At 72.7% G+C, this 16,352-nt stretch carries 15 protein-coding genes; 10 read left to right on the top strand and 5 right to left on the bottom strand.

The features are described from left to right. The first annotated feature begins 10 nt into the window (after positions 1–10). Genes rimI through ACFC02_RS26815 form a run of 3 tightly spaced genes read left to right on the top strand, consistent with a single transcriptional unit; the run spans position 11 to position 1,881 of the window. Complete coding sequence (rimI, locus tag ACFC02_RS26825) at positions 11–472, top strand: ribosomal protein S18-alanine N-acetyltransferase (protein ID WP_376362294.1); 462 nt, start codon at positions 11–13, stop codon at positions 470–472. Positions 473–478: 6 nt separating this feature from the next. Then, positions 479–1,615 (top strand): tRNA (adenosine(37)-N6)-threonylcarbamoyltransferase complex transferase subunit TsaD, encoded by a 1,137-nt coding sequence (tsaD, locus tag ACFC02_RS26820; protein WP_376362232.1) that lies wholly within the window; start codon positions 479–481, stop codon positions 1,613–1,615. Beyond that, positions 1,612–1,881, top strand: coding sequence for a hypothetical protein (locus ACFC02_RS26815; RefSeq protein ID WP_376362229.1), 270 nt, complete (start codon positions 1,612–1,614; stop codon positions 1,879–1,881). Before tsaD ends, ACFC02_RS26815 begins: the two co-directional genes overlap by 4 nt. Positions 1,882–2,154: 273 nt before the next feature. Here ACFC02_RS26815 and ACFC02_RS26810 read toward each other — a convergent pair whose 3' ends face one another. From ACFC02_RS26810 to ACFC02_RS26795, 4 genes are all read right to left on the bottom strand, one after another. Next, positions 2,155–4,467, bottom strand: a complete 2,313-nt coding sequence (locus tag ACFC02_RS26810) for a glycoside hydrolase family 3 N-terminal domain-containing protein (RefSeq protein WP_376362227.1) — start codon at positions 4,465–4,467, stop codon at positions 2,155–2,157. 35 nt (positions 4,468–4,502) lie between these two features. After that, a complete protein-coding gene (locus ACFC02_RS26805) occupies positions 4,503–5,408 on the bottom strand; it encodes a carbohydrate ABC transporter permease (protein WP_376362224.1) in 906 nt (301 codons plus the stop codon). 4 nt (positions 5,409–5,412) lie between these two features. Further along, entirely contained in the window at positions 5,413–6,228 is an 816-nt protein-coding gene (locus ACFC02_RS26800) for a carbohydrate ABC transporter permease (protein ID WP_376362291.1), read from the bottom strand. Between the two features lie 149 nt (positions 6,229–6,377). Further along, positions 6,378–7,688 (bottom strand): ABC transporter substrate-binding protein, encoded by a 1,311-nt coding sequence (locus tag ACFC02_RS26795; protein WP_376362220.1) that lies wholly within the window; start codon positions 7,686–7,688, stop codon positions 6,378–6,380. 169 nt (positions 7,689–7,857) lie between these two features. Between ACFC02_RS26795 and ACFC02_RS26790 the strand changes: the two genes are divergently transcribed. From ACFC02_RS26790 to ACFC02_RS26780, 3 genes are all read left to right on the top strand, one after another. Then, the gene (locus ACFC02_RS26790; RefSeq protein WP_376362217.1) at positions 7,858–8,886 is read left to right on the top strand and encodes a LacI family DNA-binding transcriptional regulator; all 1,029 of its coding nucleotides are present in this window, start codon (positions 7,858–7,860) and stop codon (positions 8,884–8,886) included. A gap of 168 nt (positions 8,887–9,054) precedes the next feature. Continuing rightward, the gene (locus ACFC02_RS26785; RefSeq protein WP_376362214.1) at positions 9,055–9,411 is read left to right on the top strand and encodes a YciI family protein; all 357 of its coding nucleotides are present in this window, start codon (positions 9,055–9,057) and stop codon (positions 9,409–9,411) included. A gap of 64 nt (positions 9,412–9,475) precedes the next feature. Next, a complete protein-coding gene (locus ACFC02_RS26780; RefSeq protein WP_376362211.1) occupies positions 9,476–10,741 on the top strand; it encodes an RNA polymerase sigma factor in 1,266 nt (421 codons plus the stop codon). Positions 10,742–10,747: 6 nt separating this feature from the next. On the opposite strand, the gene ACFC02_RS26775 is transcribed toward ACFC02_RS26780, so the two are convergent. Next, positions 10,748–12,106: a methyltransferase domain-containing protein gene (locus ACFC02_RS26775; RefSeq protein ID WP_376362208.1), complete on the bottom strand. Its 1,359-nt coding sequence runs from the start codon at positions 12,104–12,106 to the stop codon at positions 10,748–10,750. On the opposite strand from ACFC02_RS26775, the gene ACFC02_RS26770 reads away from it, so the two are divergent. From ACFC02_RS26770 to groL, 4 genes are all read left to right on the top strand, one after another. Continuing rightward, positions 12,089–13,045, top strand: a complete 957-nt coding sequence (locus ACFC02_RS26770) for a polysaccharide deacetylase family protein (RefSeq protein WP_376362206.1) — start codon at positions 12,089–12,091, stop codon at positions 13,043–13,045. The two genes, ACFC02_RS26775 and ACFC02_RS26770, sit on opposite strands and share 18 nt — an antisense overlap. Next, positions 13,042–13,881, top strand: a complete 840-nt coding sequence (locus ACFC02_RS26765) for a polysaccharide deacetylase family protein (RefSeq protein WP_376362203.1) — start codon at positions 13,042–13,044, stop codon at positions 13,879–13,881. Before ACFC02_RS26770 ends, ACFC02_RS26765 begins: the two co-directional genes overlap by 4 nt. Positions 13,882–14,200: 319 nt before the next feature. Continuing rightward, entirely contained in the window at positions 14,201–14,509 is a 309-nt protein-coding gene (gene groES / locus ACFC02_RS26760) for a co-chaperone GroES (RefSeq protein ID WP_100569792.1), read from the top strand. Positions 14,510–14,626: 117 nt separating this feature from the next. Further along, positions 14,627–16,252 carry a chaperonin GroEL gene (groL, locus tag ACFC02_RS26755; RefSeq protein ID WP_376362199.1) on the top strand — a complete coding sequence of 542 codons (1,626 nt, stop codon included), beginning with the start codon at positions 14,627–14,629 and terminating at the stop codon, positions 16,250–16,252. Positions 16,253–16,352: the final 100 nt, after the last annotated feature.

The following is a 16,352-nucleotide window of genomic DNA, read 5'->3' as shown; positions in this document are numbered from 1 at the left end:
CCTGCGCGAGATGCGCTGGTGGGACATCGACCCGGTACTGGAGCTGGAGAAGAACCTCTTCCCCGAGGACGCCTGGTCACGGGGCATGTTCTGGTCCGAGCTGGCCCACTCGCGCGGCCCGCAGGCGACCCGGCGGTACGTCGTGGCCGAGGACGACGGCCGGATCGTCGGCTACGCCGGTCTGGTCGCCTCCGGTGACCAGGGCGACGTCCAGACCATCGCGGTCGCCCGCGAGCTGTGGGGCAGCGGGCTCGGTGCCCGGCTGCTGACCGAGCTGCTGCGGGCCGCGACCGCCTTCGAGTGCACCGAGGTGATGCTGGAGTGCCGCGTGGACAACCTGCGCGCGCAGAAGCTCTACGAGCGCTTCGGCTTCGCCCCCATCGGCGTCAGACGGGGCTACTACCAGCCGGGGAACGTGGACGCCCTGGTGATGCGCCTGTCCGACCCCTCCGCCTGCGTACAAGGAACCTGAAGACCCATGGCTGACTCACGCGACGAGCCTCTCGTACTCGGCATCGAGACCTCCTGCGACGAGACCGGCGTCGGCGTCGTCCGCGGCACCACCCTGCTGGCGGACGCGGTCGCCTCCAGCGTCGACGAGCACGCCCGCTTCGGCGGCGTCGTCCCCGAGGTCGCCTCCCGGGCGCACCTGGAGGCGATGGTCCCCACCATCGACCGCGCGCTGAAGGAAGCCGGGGTGAGCGCGAAGGACCTCGACGGCATCGCGGTCACCGCCGGGCCCGGCCTGGCCGGCGCCCTGCTGGTCGGCGTCTCGGCGGCCAAGGCGTACGCCTACGCGCTCGGCAAGCCGCTCTACGGCGTCAACCACCTCGCCTCGCACATCTGCGTCGACCAGCTGGAGCACGGCCCGCTGCCCGAGCCGACGATGGCGCTGCTGGTCTCCGGCGGCCACTCCTCGCTGCTGCTGTCCACGGACATCACCTCGGACGTGCGCCCGCTCGGCGCGACGATCGACGACGCGGCCGGCGAGGCCTTCGACAAGGTCGCCCGCGTGCTGAACCTGGGCTTCCCCGGCGGCCCGGTCATCGACCGGTACGCGCGCGAGGGCGACCCGCGGGCGATCGCCTTCCCGCGCGGCCTGACCGGCCCGCGCGACGCCGCCTACGACTTCTCCTTCTCCGGCCTGAAGACGGCGGTGGCCCGCTGGATCGAGGCCAGGCGGGCGGCGGGGGAGGAGGTCCCGGTGCGCGACGTGGCGGCCTCCTTCCAGGAGGCGGTCGTGGACGTCCTGACCCGCAAGGCCGTACGCGCCTGCAAGGACGCCGGCGTGGACCACCTGATGATCGGCGGCGGCGTGGCCGCCAACACCCGGCTGCGGGCGCTCGCCCAGGAACGCTGCGAGGCGGCCGGTGTCCGGCTGCGCGTGCCCCGCCCCAAGCTGTGCACGGACAACGGCGCCATGGTGGCCGCCCTCGGCGCGGAGATGGTCGCCCGCAACCGGGCGGCCTCCGACTGGGAGCTGTCGGCGGACTCCTCCCTGCCGGTGACGGACCCGCACGTGCCGGGCGAGGCCCACCGCCGGGCCCACGGTCAGGAGCACGGGCACGGCCACGACCACGTGCACGAGGTCAGCAAGGAGAACCTGTACTCGTGACCGTCGCGTTGATGTGGGAGGCCCGCGCGGTCGCGGGCCGGGGCGGTGAACTCCTCGACTGGGCACGGCGGCAGACGCTGCCTCAGGAGCCGCTGCGCCGGGAGACGTTCCGTGCCCCCAAGGACCGGGTGCTGGTCGTCACCTGGTGGGACGCGGCCTACGACGCCGAGCTGCCCGAACTGCCCGAACCCGACCGCTCGTTGGTCTCCCGGGCCGTGCACCGCTGGCGGTTCGAGCAGGTGGCGGACGCGTCGGCGACCGGATAGCGGGGGCGCGGGCGGTCCACGGCGCCGAGTGGTGCGCGGCCCCGCGGATGGGCTATGATCATCACACAGCAAGCGGCCGGAACAACGGCCCGCGAGCAGTGCGTTGGTGGTCCAAGGAAAGACGTCCCGCTTCCTGCGGGGAGATGCAGGTGCAAGGCCTGCCCGGCGCTCGATCAGACCCCGTCCCGGTTCTCCGGGGCGGGGTCTCGTGCGTGTCCGGTGCGCGCAGCGGAACCCGGCCCGTCCGCCGCCGGGCGGACCGGAGACCGCTGCTCAGCCTTCCTCCGCCACCCGTGTCCCGGTGCGCAGCCGCCGGTCGGGGCCCACCTCCCGCGCCGGGCCGGTCAGGGTCAGCCGGGCGGTGTGGCGGACGTCCGTGCTGGAGGCGGCCAGCCGCAGTTCCAGGTCGCCCGGTTCGACGATCCGGCGGCCGGAGCGGTCGGTGAACGCCGACAGGTCCGCGTGGAAGCGGAACGTCACCCGGGCCGACCCGCCCGCCTCCAGCTCCAGCCGCTGGTAGCCGATCAGCCGGACGTCGGGGCGGGTCACGGCGGCCACCGGGTCGTGCAGGTAGAGCTGGACCACCTCGGCGCCGGCCCGCCCGCCGGTGTTGCGGACGGTCAGCGAGAGGTCGTACGCGCCGTCCGTGCCGATCGTGGCGGCCTGGTCGCCGGTGAAGTCCTCCCAGGCGAACGTCGTGTACGAGCGGCCGTGCCCGAACGGGTACAGCGGGGTCGGGTCCAGGCTGCTCACCTCGTCGGCCAGGCCCAGCGGCGGCTGGAGGTAGGTCCAGGGCTGGCCGCCGGGACCGCGCGGCACGCTCACCGGGAGCCGGCCCGACGGGTTCACCCGGCCCGAGAGCACGCCCGCCACCGCGGGGCCCCCTTCCTCGCCGGGGAAGAACGCCTGGACGACCGCGCCGAGCCTGCCGTCCCAGCGGCCCAGCGCGTAGGGGCGGCCGGTGAGCAGGACCAGGACGAGGGGGACGCCCGTGGCGGCCAGCGCGTCCAGCAGTTCCCCCTGCACGCCGGGCAGCGCCAGGTCCGCCACGTCGCAGCCCTCACCGGAGGTGCCGCGGCCGAACAGGCCGGAGCGGTCGCCGAGCACCGCCACGCACACATCGGCCCCCGCCGCGCTCGCCAGCGCCTCGGCGAAGCCGGAGGTGTCCGGCTCCGAGACGCCGCAGCCCTCGGCGAACGTCACCTTGGCGTCGGGCAGTTCGGCACGCAGCGCGTCCAGGACGGTGGGGATCTCGATGCCCAGGGGTACCTCGGGGTGCTGGGTGCCCACGTGGGAGGGGAAGGAGTAGCAGCCCAGCATCGCCAGCGCGTCGGCGGCGCGCGGGCCGACGACCGCGATCCGCGTGCCGGGGGAGAGGGGCAGCACCCCGCCGGGGTCGTCCAGGAGCACCACCGACTCCTCGGCCAGGCGGCGGGCCACGGCCCGGTTCTGAGCCGAGTCCAGGTCGACGGGCTCGTCCGGCACCTCGGGGTCCCAGTCCGCGTCCAGGAGGCCCAGCTCGCACTTCTGGAGCAGGACCCGGCGGGCGGCGCGGTCCACCAGGTCCTCGGGGACGGCACCCGCGCGCACGGCGGCGACCAGGTCGTCGCCGTAGCACTTCACCGTGGGCAGTTCGACGTCGACGCCGGCGGCGAGCGCCAGGTGCGCGGACTCGGCGGGGCCGGCGGCCACCCGGTGCAGGGTCTGGAGGAAGTCGATGCCGAAGTAGTCGGCGACCACGGTGCCCGTGAACCCCCACCGTTCGCGCAGGAGCCCGGTGAGCAGGGCGGGGTCGGCCGAGGCGGGCACGCCGTCGGTCTCCGTGTAGGCCGCCATCACCGAGCGGGCGCCGCCCTCGCGCAGCGCCATCTCGAAGGGGGACAGCGTGACGTCGGCGAACTCGCGGGTGCCCGCGCGGACCGGGGCGAGGTTGCGGGCGCCGGAGGAGGACGCGTAGCCGGCGAAGTGCTTCAGCGTGGCGACGACGCCGGCCGACTGGAGGCCGCGCACGTAGGCGGTGCCGATCGTGCCGACCAGGTAGGGGTCCTCGCCGATGGTCTCCTCGACCCGGCCCCAGCGCGCGTCGCGGACCACGTCCAGGACCGGCGCGAGTCCCTGGTGCACGCCGAGGGACCGCATGTCCCGGCCGATGCGCTCGGCCATCGCCTCCACCAGGGGCGCGTCGAAGCTCGCGCCCCAGGCCAGGGGGACCGGGTAGGCCGTCGCACCCCAGGCGGTGAAGCCGGCCAGGCACTCCTCGTGGGCGACGGCCGGGATGCCGAACCTGCCCGCCCCGGCGATGCGGCGCTGGGCGCGGGTCAGGGCGCGGGCACCGGAGCGGGGGTCCACGGGGGCGGTGCCGAAAGAGCGGGTGAGCTGGCCCAGGCCCCGGGTGATCAGCTCGTCCCAGTCGTGGTCGGTGTTCATGTGCTGCTGGAGCGGGGCGACCCCGTCGCCGTCCGTGGCGGCGCCCACCCACACCCCGTACAGCTGGGCCGTCTTCTCCTCCAGGGTCATCCGGGACAGGAGGTCGTCGACGCGGGCGGCGGCGGGCAGGGCGGGGTCCTGCCAGGAACGGGGGGTCATGGAACTCCTGTCGGAGGCGTCGGTGGAGGGTGAGGTCACTTGCCGCCCACCCCCATCAGGCCCCCGACGAGGGCGCGCCGCGCCACCAGGTAGACGGCGAAGATCGGGATGCCGGAGAGGACGACCGAGGCGAGCAGGGCGGGGATGTTCACGCCGAACTGGCTGACGTAGTTGAACAGGCCGAGGGTCAGCACGCGCGGGCCGTCGGACTGGGTGAAGATCAGCGGGAAGAGGAAGCCGTTCCAGGCCTGGAGGGCGGCGTAGACGACGACCGTACCGATGCCGCCCTTGGCCATGGGGATGACCAGCTGGAACAGCATGCGGGCGGTCGAGGCGCCGTCCAGGGCCATCGCCTCGTACATCTCCTCGGAGATGTCGCGCAGGGTGCCGGTGAGGATCAGCACGCACACGGGCATGGCGAAGGCCGCGGTCGGCAGGACCACCGCGAGCAGGCTGTCGTAGAGGTTCAGCTTGGCGATCATCAGGTACAGCGGGATGACCACCGCCTGGGCGGGGATGGCGATGCCCAGCAGGAACATCCGGAAGGCGGCGCCCGACCAGAAGCCGCGGGTGCGTACGGCCACGTAGGACAGCGGAAGGCTCAGGACGAGGACGATCACCACGACCGCCGCGGCCACGATCACCGTGTTGAGCAGGAAGTGGCCGAAGCCGTTGTGCAGCACGGTGTTGTAGTTGGCCAGCGTGGGGTGGGCGGGCGGCTTCAGCGCGTTGTTGCCGAGCGCCTGGTCCTGGCGGGTCAGCGACGCCGAGATCATCGCGTAGATCGGGACGATCACCACGACCAGCCACAGGGCCGATCCGATGCCGGCGAGCGGGTTGGGGCGCCTGGTCCAGTGCCGGCGGCGCCGCCGGGGGGCCCGGGGTGCGGGCCGGCCGGCGTTGTTCACGGGGTGCGGACGCCGCAACGTGTCGTGCGACATGGCGTCACATCCCTTCCCTGGTGCTGCGCATGGCGCCGAAGCCGGAGAGCCGCACCAGCAGCAGCGAGAGCGCGGTGGCGGCCACGACGAGGAAGGAGGCGACGGCGCTCGCGTAGCCGAAGTCGTAGTTCTTGAAGCCCGCCTGGTACATCAGGTACGGCAGGATCGCGGTGTCGGTGCCCGGGCCGCCCTGGGTGAGGATGAGGACGGTCTCGAAGTAGGTCAGCGAGCCGACGATCATCAGCACGCTGGACGTGGTGACCGTGTTGCGCAGCTGGGGCAGGGTGATGGAGAAGAACTGGCGGTGGCGGCCCGCACCGTCCATCGCGGCCGCCTGGTAGAGGACGTCGGGGATCTGCCGGGCCCCGCCCTGGTAGATCAGGGTGTGGAAGGGGATGAACTGCCAGCCGCCGACGAAGACGATCGCCAGGAAGGCGCCCGAGGTGGAGCCGAGCGTGTCGCCGTGGACGATGCCGAAGTTCGGGTCGAGCAACGCGTAGAACAGCAGCGAGATCGCCGTCGAGGAGAGCAGGAACGGCACGAAGAAGACGGCGGACAGGATCGCGCGGTTGCGCTGGCGGCCCGCCGCCCACACGCCGAGCAGCAGGGAGACGACGGTCTGGAAGACCCAGCTGACGACGGTCAGCAGCACGGTGACCGTCAGGGACTGGCCCAGCCGCGGGTCGTGGATCAGCTTGTCCCAGTTGTCCAGGCCCACCGGCCGGGGGTCGCCTAGGCCGTTCCACCGGGTGAAGGACAGGTAGAAGGCCAGCGCCATGGGCGCGACGGCGAAGAGGGTGAAGAACAGGACGGCGGGCAGCGCCCAGACGGCGTGCGGACGGCCGGCCCGCGCCCCCTTTCCCGGCCTGCTCCGGGTCCGGTCGCCAGGTCTGCCCGGGGTCCGGCCCCCGGGCCCGCCCGGGTCCCGGGTTCCTGGCGTGGTCCGGGCCCGGGCGGCGGCCGACGGGCTCACTTCAGCCCCTGGAGGGCGGAGACGAACCGGCTCGGCGAGGACTTGCCCACGAACAGCTTGTTGACCTCCGTCAGCATCGGCTGCGACAGGTCCGGGTCGACCGCCTGGTCCCAGCTGAGGGTGAACGCCGGGGCGCTGCGCACCATCTGGTACTGGAACTTCGCGAAGAGCGGGCTGGGGGAGGAGTCCAGCATCTTCTCCGCGATGGTCGTGGTCGGCACGTCGCCGTTGGCGATCAGGTCCTTGGTGTACGCCTCGGAGGCGCTGTCGCGCAGGAAGGCGACGGCCGCGTCCTTGTCGGACGTACGGGCGTTCACCGACCAGTAGTTGGTGGGGTTGCCGACGACGTTGCGGATGTCGCCGGCGCCGCCGTCGAACTTCGGGAACGCGCACCAGCCCAGGTCCTTCTCGGCGAAGTCCGGGAACTTGCCGAGCTGCGTGGAGTACTCCCAGGAGCCCATCAGGTGCATCGCCGCCTTGCCCTTGGCGAAGACCGCGGGGGCGCCGCCGTTGGTGTACGCCACCGAGCTGAAGCCGTCGCCGAAGGCGCCGTCGTCGATGAGCTGCTTGACCGTCTCGGCGGCCTTCAGCACGGCGGGGTCGCCCCAGTCCGAGGCGCTGCCGTTCCTGATCCTGTCGAAGACCTCCGGGCCGCCGATGCGGTCGACCAGGTACTCCAGCCACATCAGCTCGGGCCAGATGTCGGCGCCGCCCAGCGCGATGGGGGTGATCCCGGCCTTCTTCAGCTTCGCGTTGTTGTCGAGCAGCTGGTCCCAGCTGGTGGGCGGGCGCAGCTTGTGCTCGGCGAAGAGCGACTTGTTGTAGAAGAGGATCACCGGCTGCATGCCGCGCATCGGGATGCCGTACATCTTGCCGTCCAGGGAGCCGGAGGCGAGGACGGAGGGCAGGAAGCCGTCCCGCAGCACCGGGTCGGACTTGATGGTGGCGGTGAGGTCGACCAGCTGACCGGCCTCCTGGTACGCCTTGATCGATCCGCCGCCCCAGTTGTAGAAGACGTCGGGGGCGTTGGGCGAGCCCATGGCGGTGCGCAGCTTGGCCGGGTACTCCGCGCCGGGCACCTTCTGCAGCGTGACCTTGCCCTTGGTCTTCCGGGCGGCGGCCGACGCGTTGAACCGGTCGGCCGACTTGACCTGGACCTTCACGGCGTCGTCGCCGTACACCATCGCCGTGATGGTGCCGCCCGATCCGCCGGAGCCGCCGCCGGAGCCGCAGGCCGTGAGTCCGGCGGCCGAGACCAGGGTGGTGGCGCCGGCGCCGAGGAACCAGCGCCTGCTGTAGGACTCCATGTGACGGCACCTCTCACGAAGGGATCGCTCGGGCCGGACGCGCTGCCGACGGCACCCGTGGTGCAAGACGACTGAGCCCGAATGTTTCGGATGTGACTTCGAATGTTCCGGGAACGTAAGGCGTGCCGGGGGGTTCGTCAAGGGGTCGCGCAGGGATACGATCCGGACCATGAAGCCGACGAAGACCCGTGAAACCCGCTCTGCCACCCTCGCCGAGATCGCCCGCGAGGCCGGGGTGTCGGCTCCGACTGTTTCGAAGGTCCTCAACGGACGTGCGGACGTCGCCCCGGCGACCCGCAGCAGGGTCGAGGAACTGCTGCGCGCCCACGGCTACCGGCGCAGGCGCGCCGAGGCCACCCGCTCGCCGCTGATCGACGTGGTCTTCCACGAACTGGAGAGCGCCTGGGCGATGGAGGTCATCCGGGGCGTGGAGAACGTGGCGCGCGAGGCGGGCCTGAGTGTCGTGCTCTCCGAGAGCGCGGGCCGGCTCACCCCCGGCCGGACCTGGGCGGACCAGGTCGCCGCCCGCCGCCCGCACGGCGTGGTGCTCGTCCTGTCCGGCCTCGACGAGTCCCAGCGGGCGCTGCTGACCAGCCGTTCGATCCCGTTCGTGGTGATGGACCCGGCCGGCGACCCGGGCACCGACGTGCCCTCGATCGGCGCGACCAACTGGCAGGGGGGCCTCGCCGCCACCCGGCACCTCGTCGAGCTGGGCCACACCCGCATCGGCGCCATCAGCGGGCCGTCGCGGATGATGTGCAGCCGCGCCCGGGTCGACGGCTACCGGGCCGCGCTGGAGACGGCGGGGGTGCCGGTCGACCCGTCGCTGATCGTCACCGGCGACTTCCACCACGAGGCCGGCTACCGCCTCGGCCTGAAGCTGCTACGCCGCCCGGACCGGCCGACCGCCGTCTTCGCGGGCAACGACCTCCAGGCGCTCGGTCTGTACGAGGCGGCGCGCGAACTGGGGCTGCGCATCCCGGAGGACCTGAGCGTGGTCGGCTTCGACGACCTGCCGGTGGCCCGCTGGGTGGGACCGCCGCTGACGACCGTACGGCAGCCGTTGACGGAGATGGCGGAGGCGGCGGCGCGGCTGGTGCTGGACCTCGGGCGGGAGGAGGAGTCGCAGGCGGCCACCCGGGTCGAACTGGCGACGAGCCTGGTGGTGCGCAGCAGCACGGCGGAGCCGGCGGCCTGACCCCTTCCCCGGCCTTCGAAACCTCCGAAACTTTCGAAGCGGCGCAGCGGGAGCGGAAGAGGCCCGGAAAATGTGCGGCGGCGTGTCGATCCCGGCGGATCCCGTTCGACGTACGGGGTGAGAGGCGGGGAAGGGCCCCGCCGGCACCACCGCACCCGAGGAGTCACCATGCCGCGTTACCTGTCGATCGTGCGCATCGACGAGAGCACCGCCCCCGCCGAGGGCCCCAGCCCGGAGCTGATGCGGCGGATGGGCGAGCTGATCGAGGAGATCACCAAGGCCGGCGTCATGCTCGACACCGCCGGGCTGACGCCGTCGAGCCAGGGCAAGCGGGTGCACTGGGAGGGCGGCAGGGCCACCGTCACCGACGGGCCCTTCACCGAGTCCAAGGAGGTCGTCGGCGGCTACGCCCTCATGCAGTGCAAGGACATGGACGAGGCCCTGGAGTGGGCCCACCGCTTCGTCAAGGTCCACGAGGACCACTGGACGATGAGCCTTGAGGTGAGGGAGATCGCCGAGGGCTGAGGACCTCACCGGAGGCCGGGTGTCCGGTGGCCCGCCGGTCGCCGACGGTGTTCGATGGGGGGCTGTGACAGAGCAGCCCCCCGAGCCCGCCCCGCCCTCCGGTGCCCTGGAGACCGTCTTCCGGCTGGAGTCGCCCCGTGTCGTGGCCGCCGTCGCGCGGATCGTGCGGGACGTCGGCATCGCCGAGGAACTCACCCAGGACGCCCTGGTCGCGGCCCTGGAGCAGTGGCCCGCGGACGGCGTGCCGGACAACCCCGGCGGCTGGCTCATGACCACCGCCCGGCGCCGCGCCGTCGACCTGGTGCGGCGCCGCGAGAACTACGCCCGCAAACTCGCGGAGATCGGCCGCTCCCTGGAGACCACGGTCGCCCCCGAGGAGATCGCCGCCCCCGACGACATCGACGACGACCTGCTCCGCCTGGTCTTCACCACCTGCCACCCGGCGCTGTCCGCCGAGGCCCGCACCGCCCTCACGCTGCGCCTCCTGGGCGGTCTGACCACGGCGGAGATCGCCCGCGCCTTCCTCGTCCCCGAGCCGACCGTGGCCCAGCGGATCGTGCGTGCCAAACGCACCCTGGCCACGCGGAACGTCGCCTTCGAGGTGCCGTACGGACCCGACCGCGAGGCCCGGCTCGGCTCGGTGCTCGACGTGATCTACCTGATCTTCAACGAGGGGTACGCGGCCACGGCCGGCGACGACTGGCTGCGCCCCGGCCTGTGCGAGGACGCGCTGCGCCTGGCCCGCCTGCTGGCGGGCCTGATGCCGAAGGAACCGGAGGTGCACGCCCTGGCGGCCCTGCTGGAGTTCCAGGCGTCCCGCGCCGCCGCCCGCACCGCACCGGACGGCACGCCGGTCCTCCTCAAGGACCAGGACCGGCGGCGCTGGAACCGCCTGCTCATCACCCGCGGCGTCACCGCGCTCTCCCGCGCCGACGCCGCCGCGGCCGGCCCGCCGGGCCCGTACGCCCTCCAGGCCGCCATCGCCGCCTGCCACGCGCTCGCGCACACCTACGAGGAGATCGACTGGCGGGCCATCGCCACCCTCTACGCCCTGCTGGCCGCCCGTGCCCCGTCCCCCGTGGTCGAACTGAACCGCGCGGTGGCCGTCTCGATGGCCGCGGGCCCGGCGCCCGCGCTGGAGATCGTCGACGCCCTCGCCGCCGGGGGCGCCCTGCGCGACTACCACCTGCTCCCCAGCGTCCGCGGCGACCTGCTCGCCCGGCTGGGCCGCGCGGCGGAGGCCCGCGAGGAGTTCACGCGCGCCGCCTCGCTCGCCCGCAACGAACGCGAACGGGACCTGCTGCTCCGACGCGCGGCCGATCCGGTGTGAGGCCCGCTAGGCGGGACGCACGGGGTGCCCCAGCAGCATCGCCGGGGCGCCCGCGACGCGGGTGAGGAACACCGTCACCGCGCCGCGCCCGTGCGGCTTCGGCAGCACCTTGCGGCGCAGCTCCTCCGGTTCGACGGCCGAGCCGCGCTTCTTCACGGTGAGCGTGCCGACCCCGCGCTCGCGCAGCAGCGCCTTCAGCTTCTTGACGTTGAAGGGCAGGTGGTCGGTGATCTCGTAGGCGGCGGCGTACGGGGTGGGACGCGCCTCGTCGGCGGTGACGTAGGCGATGGTCGCGTCGAGGAGGCCGCCGTCGAGGGCCTCGGCGACCTCGGCGACCAGGTGGGAGCGGATGACGGCGCCGTCGGGCTCGTACAGGTAGCGGCCCACGGGCCGCACCCGCGGGTCGGGCAGGCCGCGCCCGCGCAGGCTGTGCGGGCCGGGCAGCAGGGTCGCCCGCACCGCGCCCGGCTCGGTGCCGAACCAGAGCACCGCCTCCTTCACGTCCCCGCCGTCGGAGATCCACTCGGCCTCCGCCTGCGGCGGGACGGCCTCGTGCGGGATGCCGGGGGCGACCTTCAGGGCGGCGTGCGGGGCCTTGAGGGCGGCCGCCACGGCCCAGGAGAGCGGGGGTGAGTAGGCCTCCGGATCGAAGATCCGCCCACCCGTCGCCCGGCCACCACCCCTCACCGGCTCGCTTCGCGAGGCACCTCCTTGTCTGCCGCCGCGCCGCGCCGGATCGACGAAAACGGCGTCGTACGACGAGGTGTCGACGTCCGTGACGTCCGCCTCGCGGACCTCGATCAGACCGTCGAGCCCGAGCGCCGCCGCGTTCGCGCGGGCCGCGGCGGCCGTCACCGGGTCCCGGTCGACGGCGAGGACGCGGATCCCCGCGCGGGCGAGCGCGATCGCGTCACCGCCGATGCCGCAGCACAGGTCGGCCAGGGAGGCCACGCCCAGCTCCTTCAGCCGGGCCGCGCGGTGGGCGGCGACGCTCGCCCGGGTGGACTGCTCCACGCCGTGGGGCGTGAAGAACATCCGCTCCGCGTCCGCGGCGCCGAACTTCGCCGCCGCCCGCTGCCGCAGCCGGGCCTGTCCGAGCGCCGCCGAGACCAGGTCGGCGGGATGGTCGCGGCGCAGCCGGGTGGCGACGGCGAGTTCGTCGGCGGGGGCGGTGCCGCGCACTTCCTCCAGGAGGGCGCGGCCCTCGGCGGTGAGCAGCGGGGCGAAGGCGTGCAGCGGGGCGAGTGGGTCGGTCACCGGCTCATTGTCGGCCAGTCGGTGGACGGTGCGCCGCCGGTCGCGGTGTCGCCGCGGGTTCGGGGCGGTGGCCTGCGAGGATCCGGCGCCATGAGCACAGTAGTACAAAATGACAAAAATAGTCCCCTGGGGCCTCTGTGCGCCCCAGGCCGTCCGGGACGCAAGGCGGTGCTGCGTGCCGGGCTCGGTGCCCTCGCCGTCGCCGCCCTCGCCTCCGGCTGCGCCCGGCCGGACGCCCCGGTGCACCCCGCCCCGGGCCAGCAGCGCATCCAGGCGCCCCCCGCCCGCGCCCTCGACTCCTACGCCACCCGGCTCAAGGTATCCGCCGCCGCCCGCGCCGCCGCGGCCAGACGCTGGGGTCTGACCCAGGTCCCGCTCCTGCCCCCGCCGCCCCCGGCCGTCAAGCCGAAGATCCACGCCCGCCCCGGCTTCGAGGTGGCCCACCAGGAGGACTGGAACCTGCCCCCGGTCTTCACCACCGTCCCCACCAAGGACAAGGTCCTCTTCCTCACCATCGACGACGGCGCCGAGAAGGACCCCGCCTTCCTGCGCATGATGAACGACCTGAAGGTCCCCTACACGGCCTTCCTCAGCAACTACCTCGTCAAGGACGACTACGGCTACTTCCGCAAGGCGCAGGCCCTGGGCAACACCCTGAACAACCACACCCTGCACCACCCCTACCTGCCCGGCCTGTCCTACGACGAGCAGCACCGCGAGATCTGCGACATGCAGGACATCATGCGCAAGCAGTTCGGCAAGCGCCCCCGGCTCCTGCGGCCGCCCTACGGCAACTACAACCAGGACACCCTGCGCGCCGCCAAGTCCTGCGGCATCAGGTACGCGCCGATCTGGAACGAGGAGGTCTACGTCGACCACTGGGAGTTCCGCGAGGACGACCAGCGGCTGCGCCCCGGCGACATCGTGCTCACCCACTTCCGCGGACGCGAGGAATGGAACGGCACCATGGCCGACGACATGCGCCGCTTCCTGAACTACGCGACCGCCAAGGGGTACGCGGTGGCCCGGCTGGAGGACTACCTGTGAGAGCGCGGCCGTGGCCGCGGCGCACGGCCGCGGCGCTGCTCGCGGCCGTGCTGCTGCTCCTGGCCGGCTGCGCCTCGTCCGTGGACCCGATCGAACGGCTGGGCCGCAAGGCCGCGCAGCGGGTACGGCCGGCGGGCCAGGCCGCGCCCACGCCCCGGCCCTACCGCCGCTGGGGCCTGGCCGCCCCGCTGCCCGCGCCCCCGCGCCCGCCGGCCCGCCCCTCGCCCCGTGCGGCGGCCTCCGCGACGCCCGCGGTGATCGACCACGTCGACACCCCCGACCGGGTCGTCTTCCTCACGTACGACGACGGCGCCGAGCGCGATCCGCGCTTCGTCGACATGGTGCGCGAACTGCGGCTGCCGGTCAGCATGTTCCTCACGGACAGCGTCGTCGGGCCGGGCTACGGGCACTTCGCGCGCCTGCTGTCGGTCGGCGCGGCCCTGGAGAACCACACCCTGGAACACCCGGCCCTGCGCGGCCTGCCCTACGCCGGCCAGCGCGCCGAGATCTGCGGCCAGCGCGACAAGCTCCACGCCCGCTTCGGCGTCCGCTCCCGCCTCTTCAGGCCGCCCTACGGCTCCTACGACACCACGACCCTGCGCGCCGCGGCCGACTGCGGTGTCTCCACCGTCGTGCTGTGGCGCGCCTCGATGACCGAGACCCGCCTGCGCTTCACCCACGGCCGCCGCAGCCTGCGCCCCGGCGACATCCTCCTGGTCACCTCGGACGACGACGACCTCGACGGCCCGACGCTGCGCGAACGCACGACAGCCCTGCTGCGCGACGTCGAGGCGGAGGGCCTGACGGTCGGAAGGCTGCAGGACTACCTGCGGTGAGCGGTCCTGTCCGGCGTCCGAGGACGAGGCCGACCAGGCCGGAAGCGGGGTCCGGGGCGGCGGCCCCAGGGCCGCTCACGGAAGCGGGCGGCGCCTGCACGACCGCCCCGCGGGAACGTCCCCCCGCCCGACGCGCCGCACGGCAATTGGCACTCCGCTTGACCGAGTGCTAATCGCGGTCATAGTCTCGGCTCTGGCACTCCCCACCGGAGAGTGCCAACAACGCGACGGGCAGGTCCGGCACCCGCGACGACGGATCGACCTGGTCGCCACCTCAGACAGTTAACCCCGTGAGATCTCCGAAGGGGGAGGTCGGATCGTGACGACCGCCAGCACCAAGGTTGCCATCAAGCCGCTCGAGGACCGCATCGTGGTCCAGCCGCTCGACGCCGAGCAGACCACGGCCTCTGGCCTGGTCATCCCGGACACCGCCAAGGAGAAGCCCCAGGAGGGCGTCGTCCTGGCCGTGGGCCCGGGCCGCTTCGAGGACGGCAACCGTCTTCCGCTCGACGTCAAGGTCGGCGACGTCGTGCTCTACAGCAAGTACGGCGGCACCGAGGTGAAGTACAACAACGAGGAGTACCTCGTCCTCTCGGCTCGCGACGTCCTCGCGATCATCGAGAAGTAAGTCACCTCAGCGTTTCTGCTGTGAGCTGCGCCCCTGGCCCCCGCGACCGATAAGAAGCCGGGCGCCCGGGGCGCAGTTTCTTTTTCACCCAAGATTTCCGAGAGGGCTCCCGCTGCCATGGCGAAGATCCTGAAGTTCGACGAGGACGCCCGTCGCGCCCTCGAGCGCGGCGTCAACAAGCTCGCCGACACGGTCAAGGTGACGATCGGCCCCAAGGGCCGCAACGTCGTCATCGACAAGAAGTTCGGCGCCCCGACCATCACCAACGACGGCGTCACCATCGCCCGTGAGGTCGAGGTCGAGGACCCGTACGAGAACCTCGGCGCCCAGCTGGTGAAGGAGGTGGCGACCAAGACCAACGACATCGCGGGTGACGGCACCACCACCGCCACCGTGCTCGCCCAGGCGCTGGTGCGCGAGGGCCTGAAGAACGTCGCCGCGGGTGCCTCCCCGGCGCTGCTGAAGAAGGGCATCGACGCCGCGGTCAAGGCCGTCTCCGACGACCTGCTCGCCTCGGCCCGCCCGATCGACGAGAAGTCCGACATCGCCGCCGTGGCCGCGCTGTCCGCCCAGGACCAGCAGGTCGGCGAGCTGATCGCCGAGGCGATGGACAAGGTCGGCAAGGACGGCGTCATCACCGTCGAGGAGTCCAACACCTTCGGTCTGGAGCTGGACTTCACCGAGGGCATGGCCTTCGACAAGGGCTACCTCTCGCCGTACTTCGTCACCGACCAGGAGCGTATGGAGGCCGTCCTCGACGACCCGTACATCCTGATCAACCAGGGCAAGATCTCCTCGATCGCGGACCTGCTGCCGCTGCTGGAGAAGATCATCCAGGCGAACGCCTCGAAGCCGCTGCTGATCATCGCCGAGGACGTCGAGGGCGAGGCCCTCTCCACCCTCGTCGTCAACAAGATCCGCGGCACCTTCAACGCCACCGCGGTGAAGGCCCCCGGCTTCGGCGACCGCCGCAAGGCGATGCTCCAGGACATGGCCGTCCTCACCGGCGCCACCGTCATCTCCGAGGAGGTCGGCCTCAAGCTCGACCAGGTCGGTCTCGACGTCCTCGGCTCCGCCCGCCGCGTCACCGTCACCAAGGACGACACCACGATCGTCGACGGCGCCGGCGACAAGTCGGACGTCCAGGGCCGCGTCGCGCAGATCAAGGCCGAGATCGAGTCCACCGACTCCGACTGGGACCGCGAGAAGCTCCAGGAGCGCCTCGCGAAGCTGGCCGGCGGCGTGTGCGTGATCAAGGTCGGCGCCGCCACCGAGGTGGAGCTGAAGGAGAAGAAGCACCGTCTGGAGGACGCCATCTCCGCGACCCGCGCCGCGGTCGAGGAGGGCATCGTCTCCGGTGGTGGCTCCGCTCTGGTCCACGCCGTGAAGGTCCTGGAGGGCAACCTCGACAAGACCGGCGACGAGGCCACCGGTGTCTCCGTCGTCCGCCGCGCCGCCGTCGAGCCGCTGCGCTGGATCGCGGAGAACGCCGGCCTGGAGGGCTACGTCATCGTCTCCAAGGTCGCCGAGCTGGACAAGGGCAGCGGCTACAACGCCGCCACCGGCGAGTACGGCGACCTGGTCAAGGCCGGCGTCATCGACCCGGTCAAGGTCACCCGCTCCGCCCTGGAGAACGCGGCCTCCATCGCTTCCCTCCTCCTGACGACCGAGACCCTGGTCGTCGAGAAGAAGGAAGAGGAAGAGCCGGCCGCCGCGGGCCACGGCCACGGCCACGCCCACTGAGGCGACACGCCGAGCTGAACCGCCGGTGCCCGGCATCCCTTCCGGGGTGGCGGGCCCCGGCGGGGGCGCCCCCGGAGAGGGCGGCCGGCCCCCGGAGCTC

It is taken from the genome of Streptomyces sp. NPDC056160 (assembly GCF_042268205.1).
GTDB lineage: Bacteria > Actinomycetota > Actinomycetes > Streptomycetales > Streptomycetaceae > Streptomyces.
The sequence above is the reverse complement of the archived record's forward strand: the minus strand, read 5'-3'. Positions and strand labels throughout refer to the sequence as shown.

Excerpts from the sequence above, each read along its gene's own strand:
- rimI (WP_376362294.1), top strand. The coding sequence starts at position 11 with ATGCGCTGGTGGGACATCGACCCGGTACTGGAGCTGGAGAAGAACCTC.
- tsaD (WP_376362232.1), top strand. The coding sequence starts at position 479 with ATGGCTGACTCACGCGACGAGCCTCTCGTACTCGGCATCGAGACCTCC.
- ACFC02_RS26810 (WP_376362227.1), bottom strand. The coding sequence starts at position 4,467 with ATGACCCCCCGTTCCTGGCAGGACCCCGCCCTGCCCGCCGCCGCCCGC.
- ACFC02_RS26805 (WP_376362224.1), bottom strand. The coding sequence starts at position 5,408 with ATGTCGCACGACACGTTGCGGCGTCCGCACCCCGTGAACAACGCCGGC.
- ACFC02_RS26795 (WP_376362220.1), bottom strand. The coding sequence starts at position 7,688 with ATGGAGTCCTACAGCAGGCGCTGGTTCCTCGGCGCCGGCGCCACCACC.
- ACFC02_RS26790 (WP_376362217.1), top strand. The coding sequence starts at position 7,858 with ATGAAGCCGACGAAGACCCGTGAAACCCGCTCTGCCACCCTCGCCGAG.
- ACFC02_RS26785 (WP_376362214.1), top strand. The coding sequence starts at position 9,055 with ATGCCGCGTTACCTGTCGATCGTGCGCATCGACGAGAGCACCGCCCCC.
- ACFC02_RS26770 (WP_376362206.1), top strand. The coding sequence starts at position 12,089 with ATGAGCACAGTAGTACAAAATGACAAAAATAGTCCCCTGGGGCCTCTG.
- groL (WP_376362199.1), top strand. The coding sequence starts at position 14,627 with ATGGCGAAGATCCTGAAGTTCGACGAGGACGCCCGTCGCGCCCTCGAG.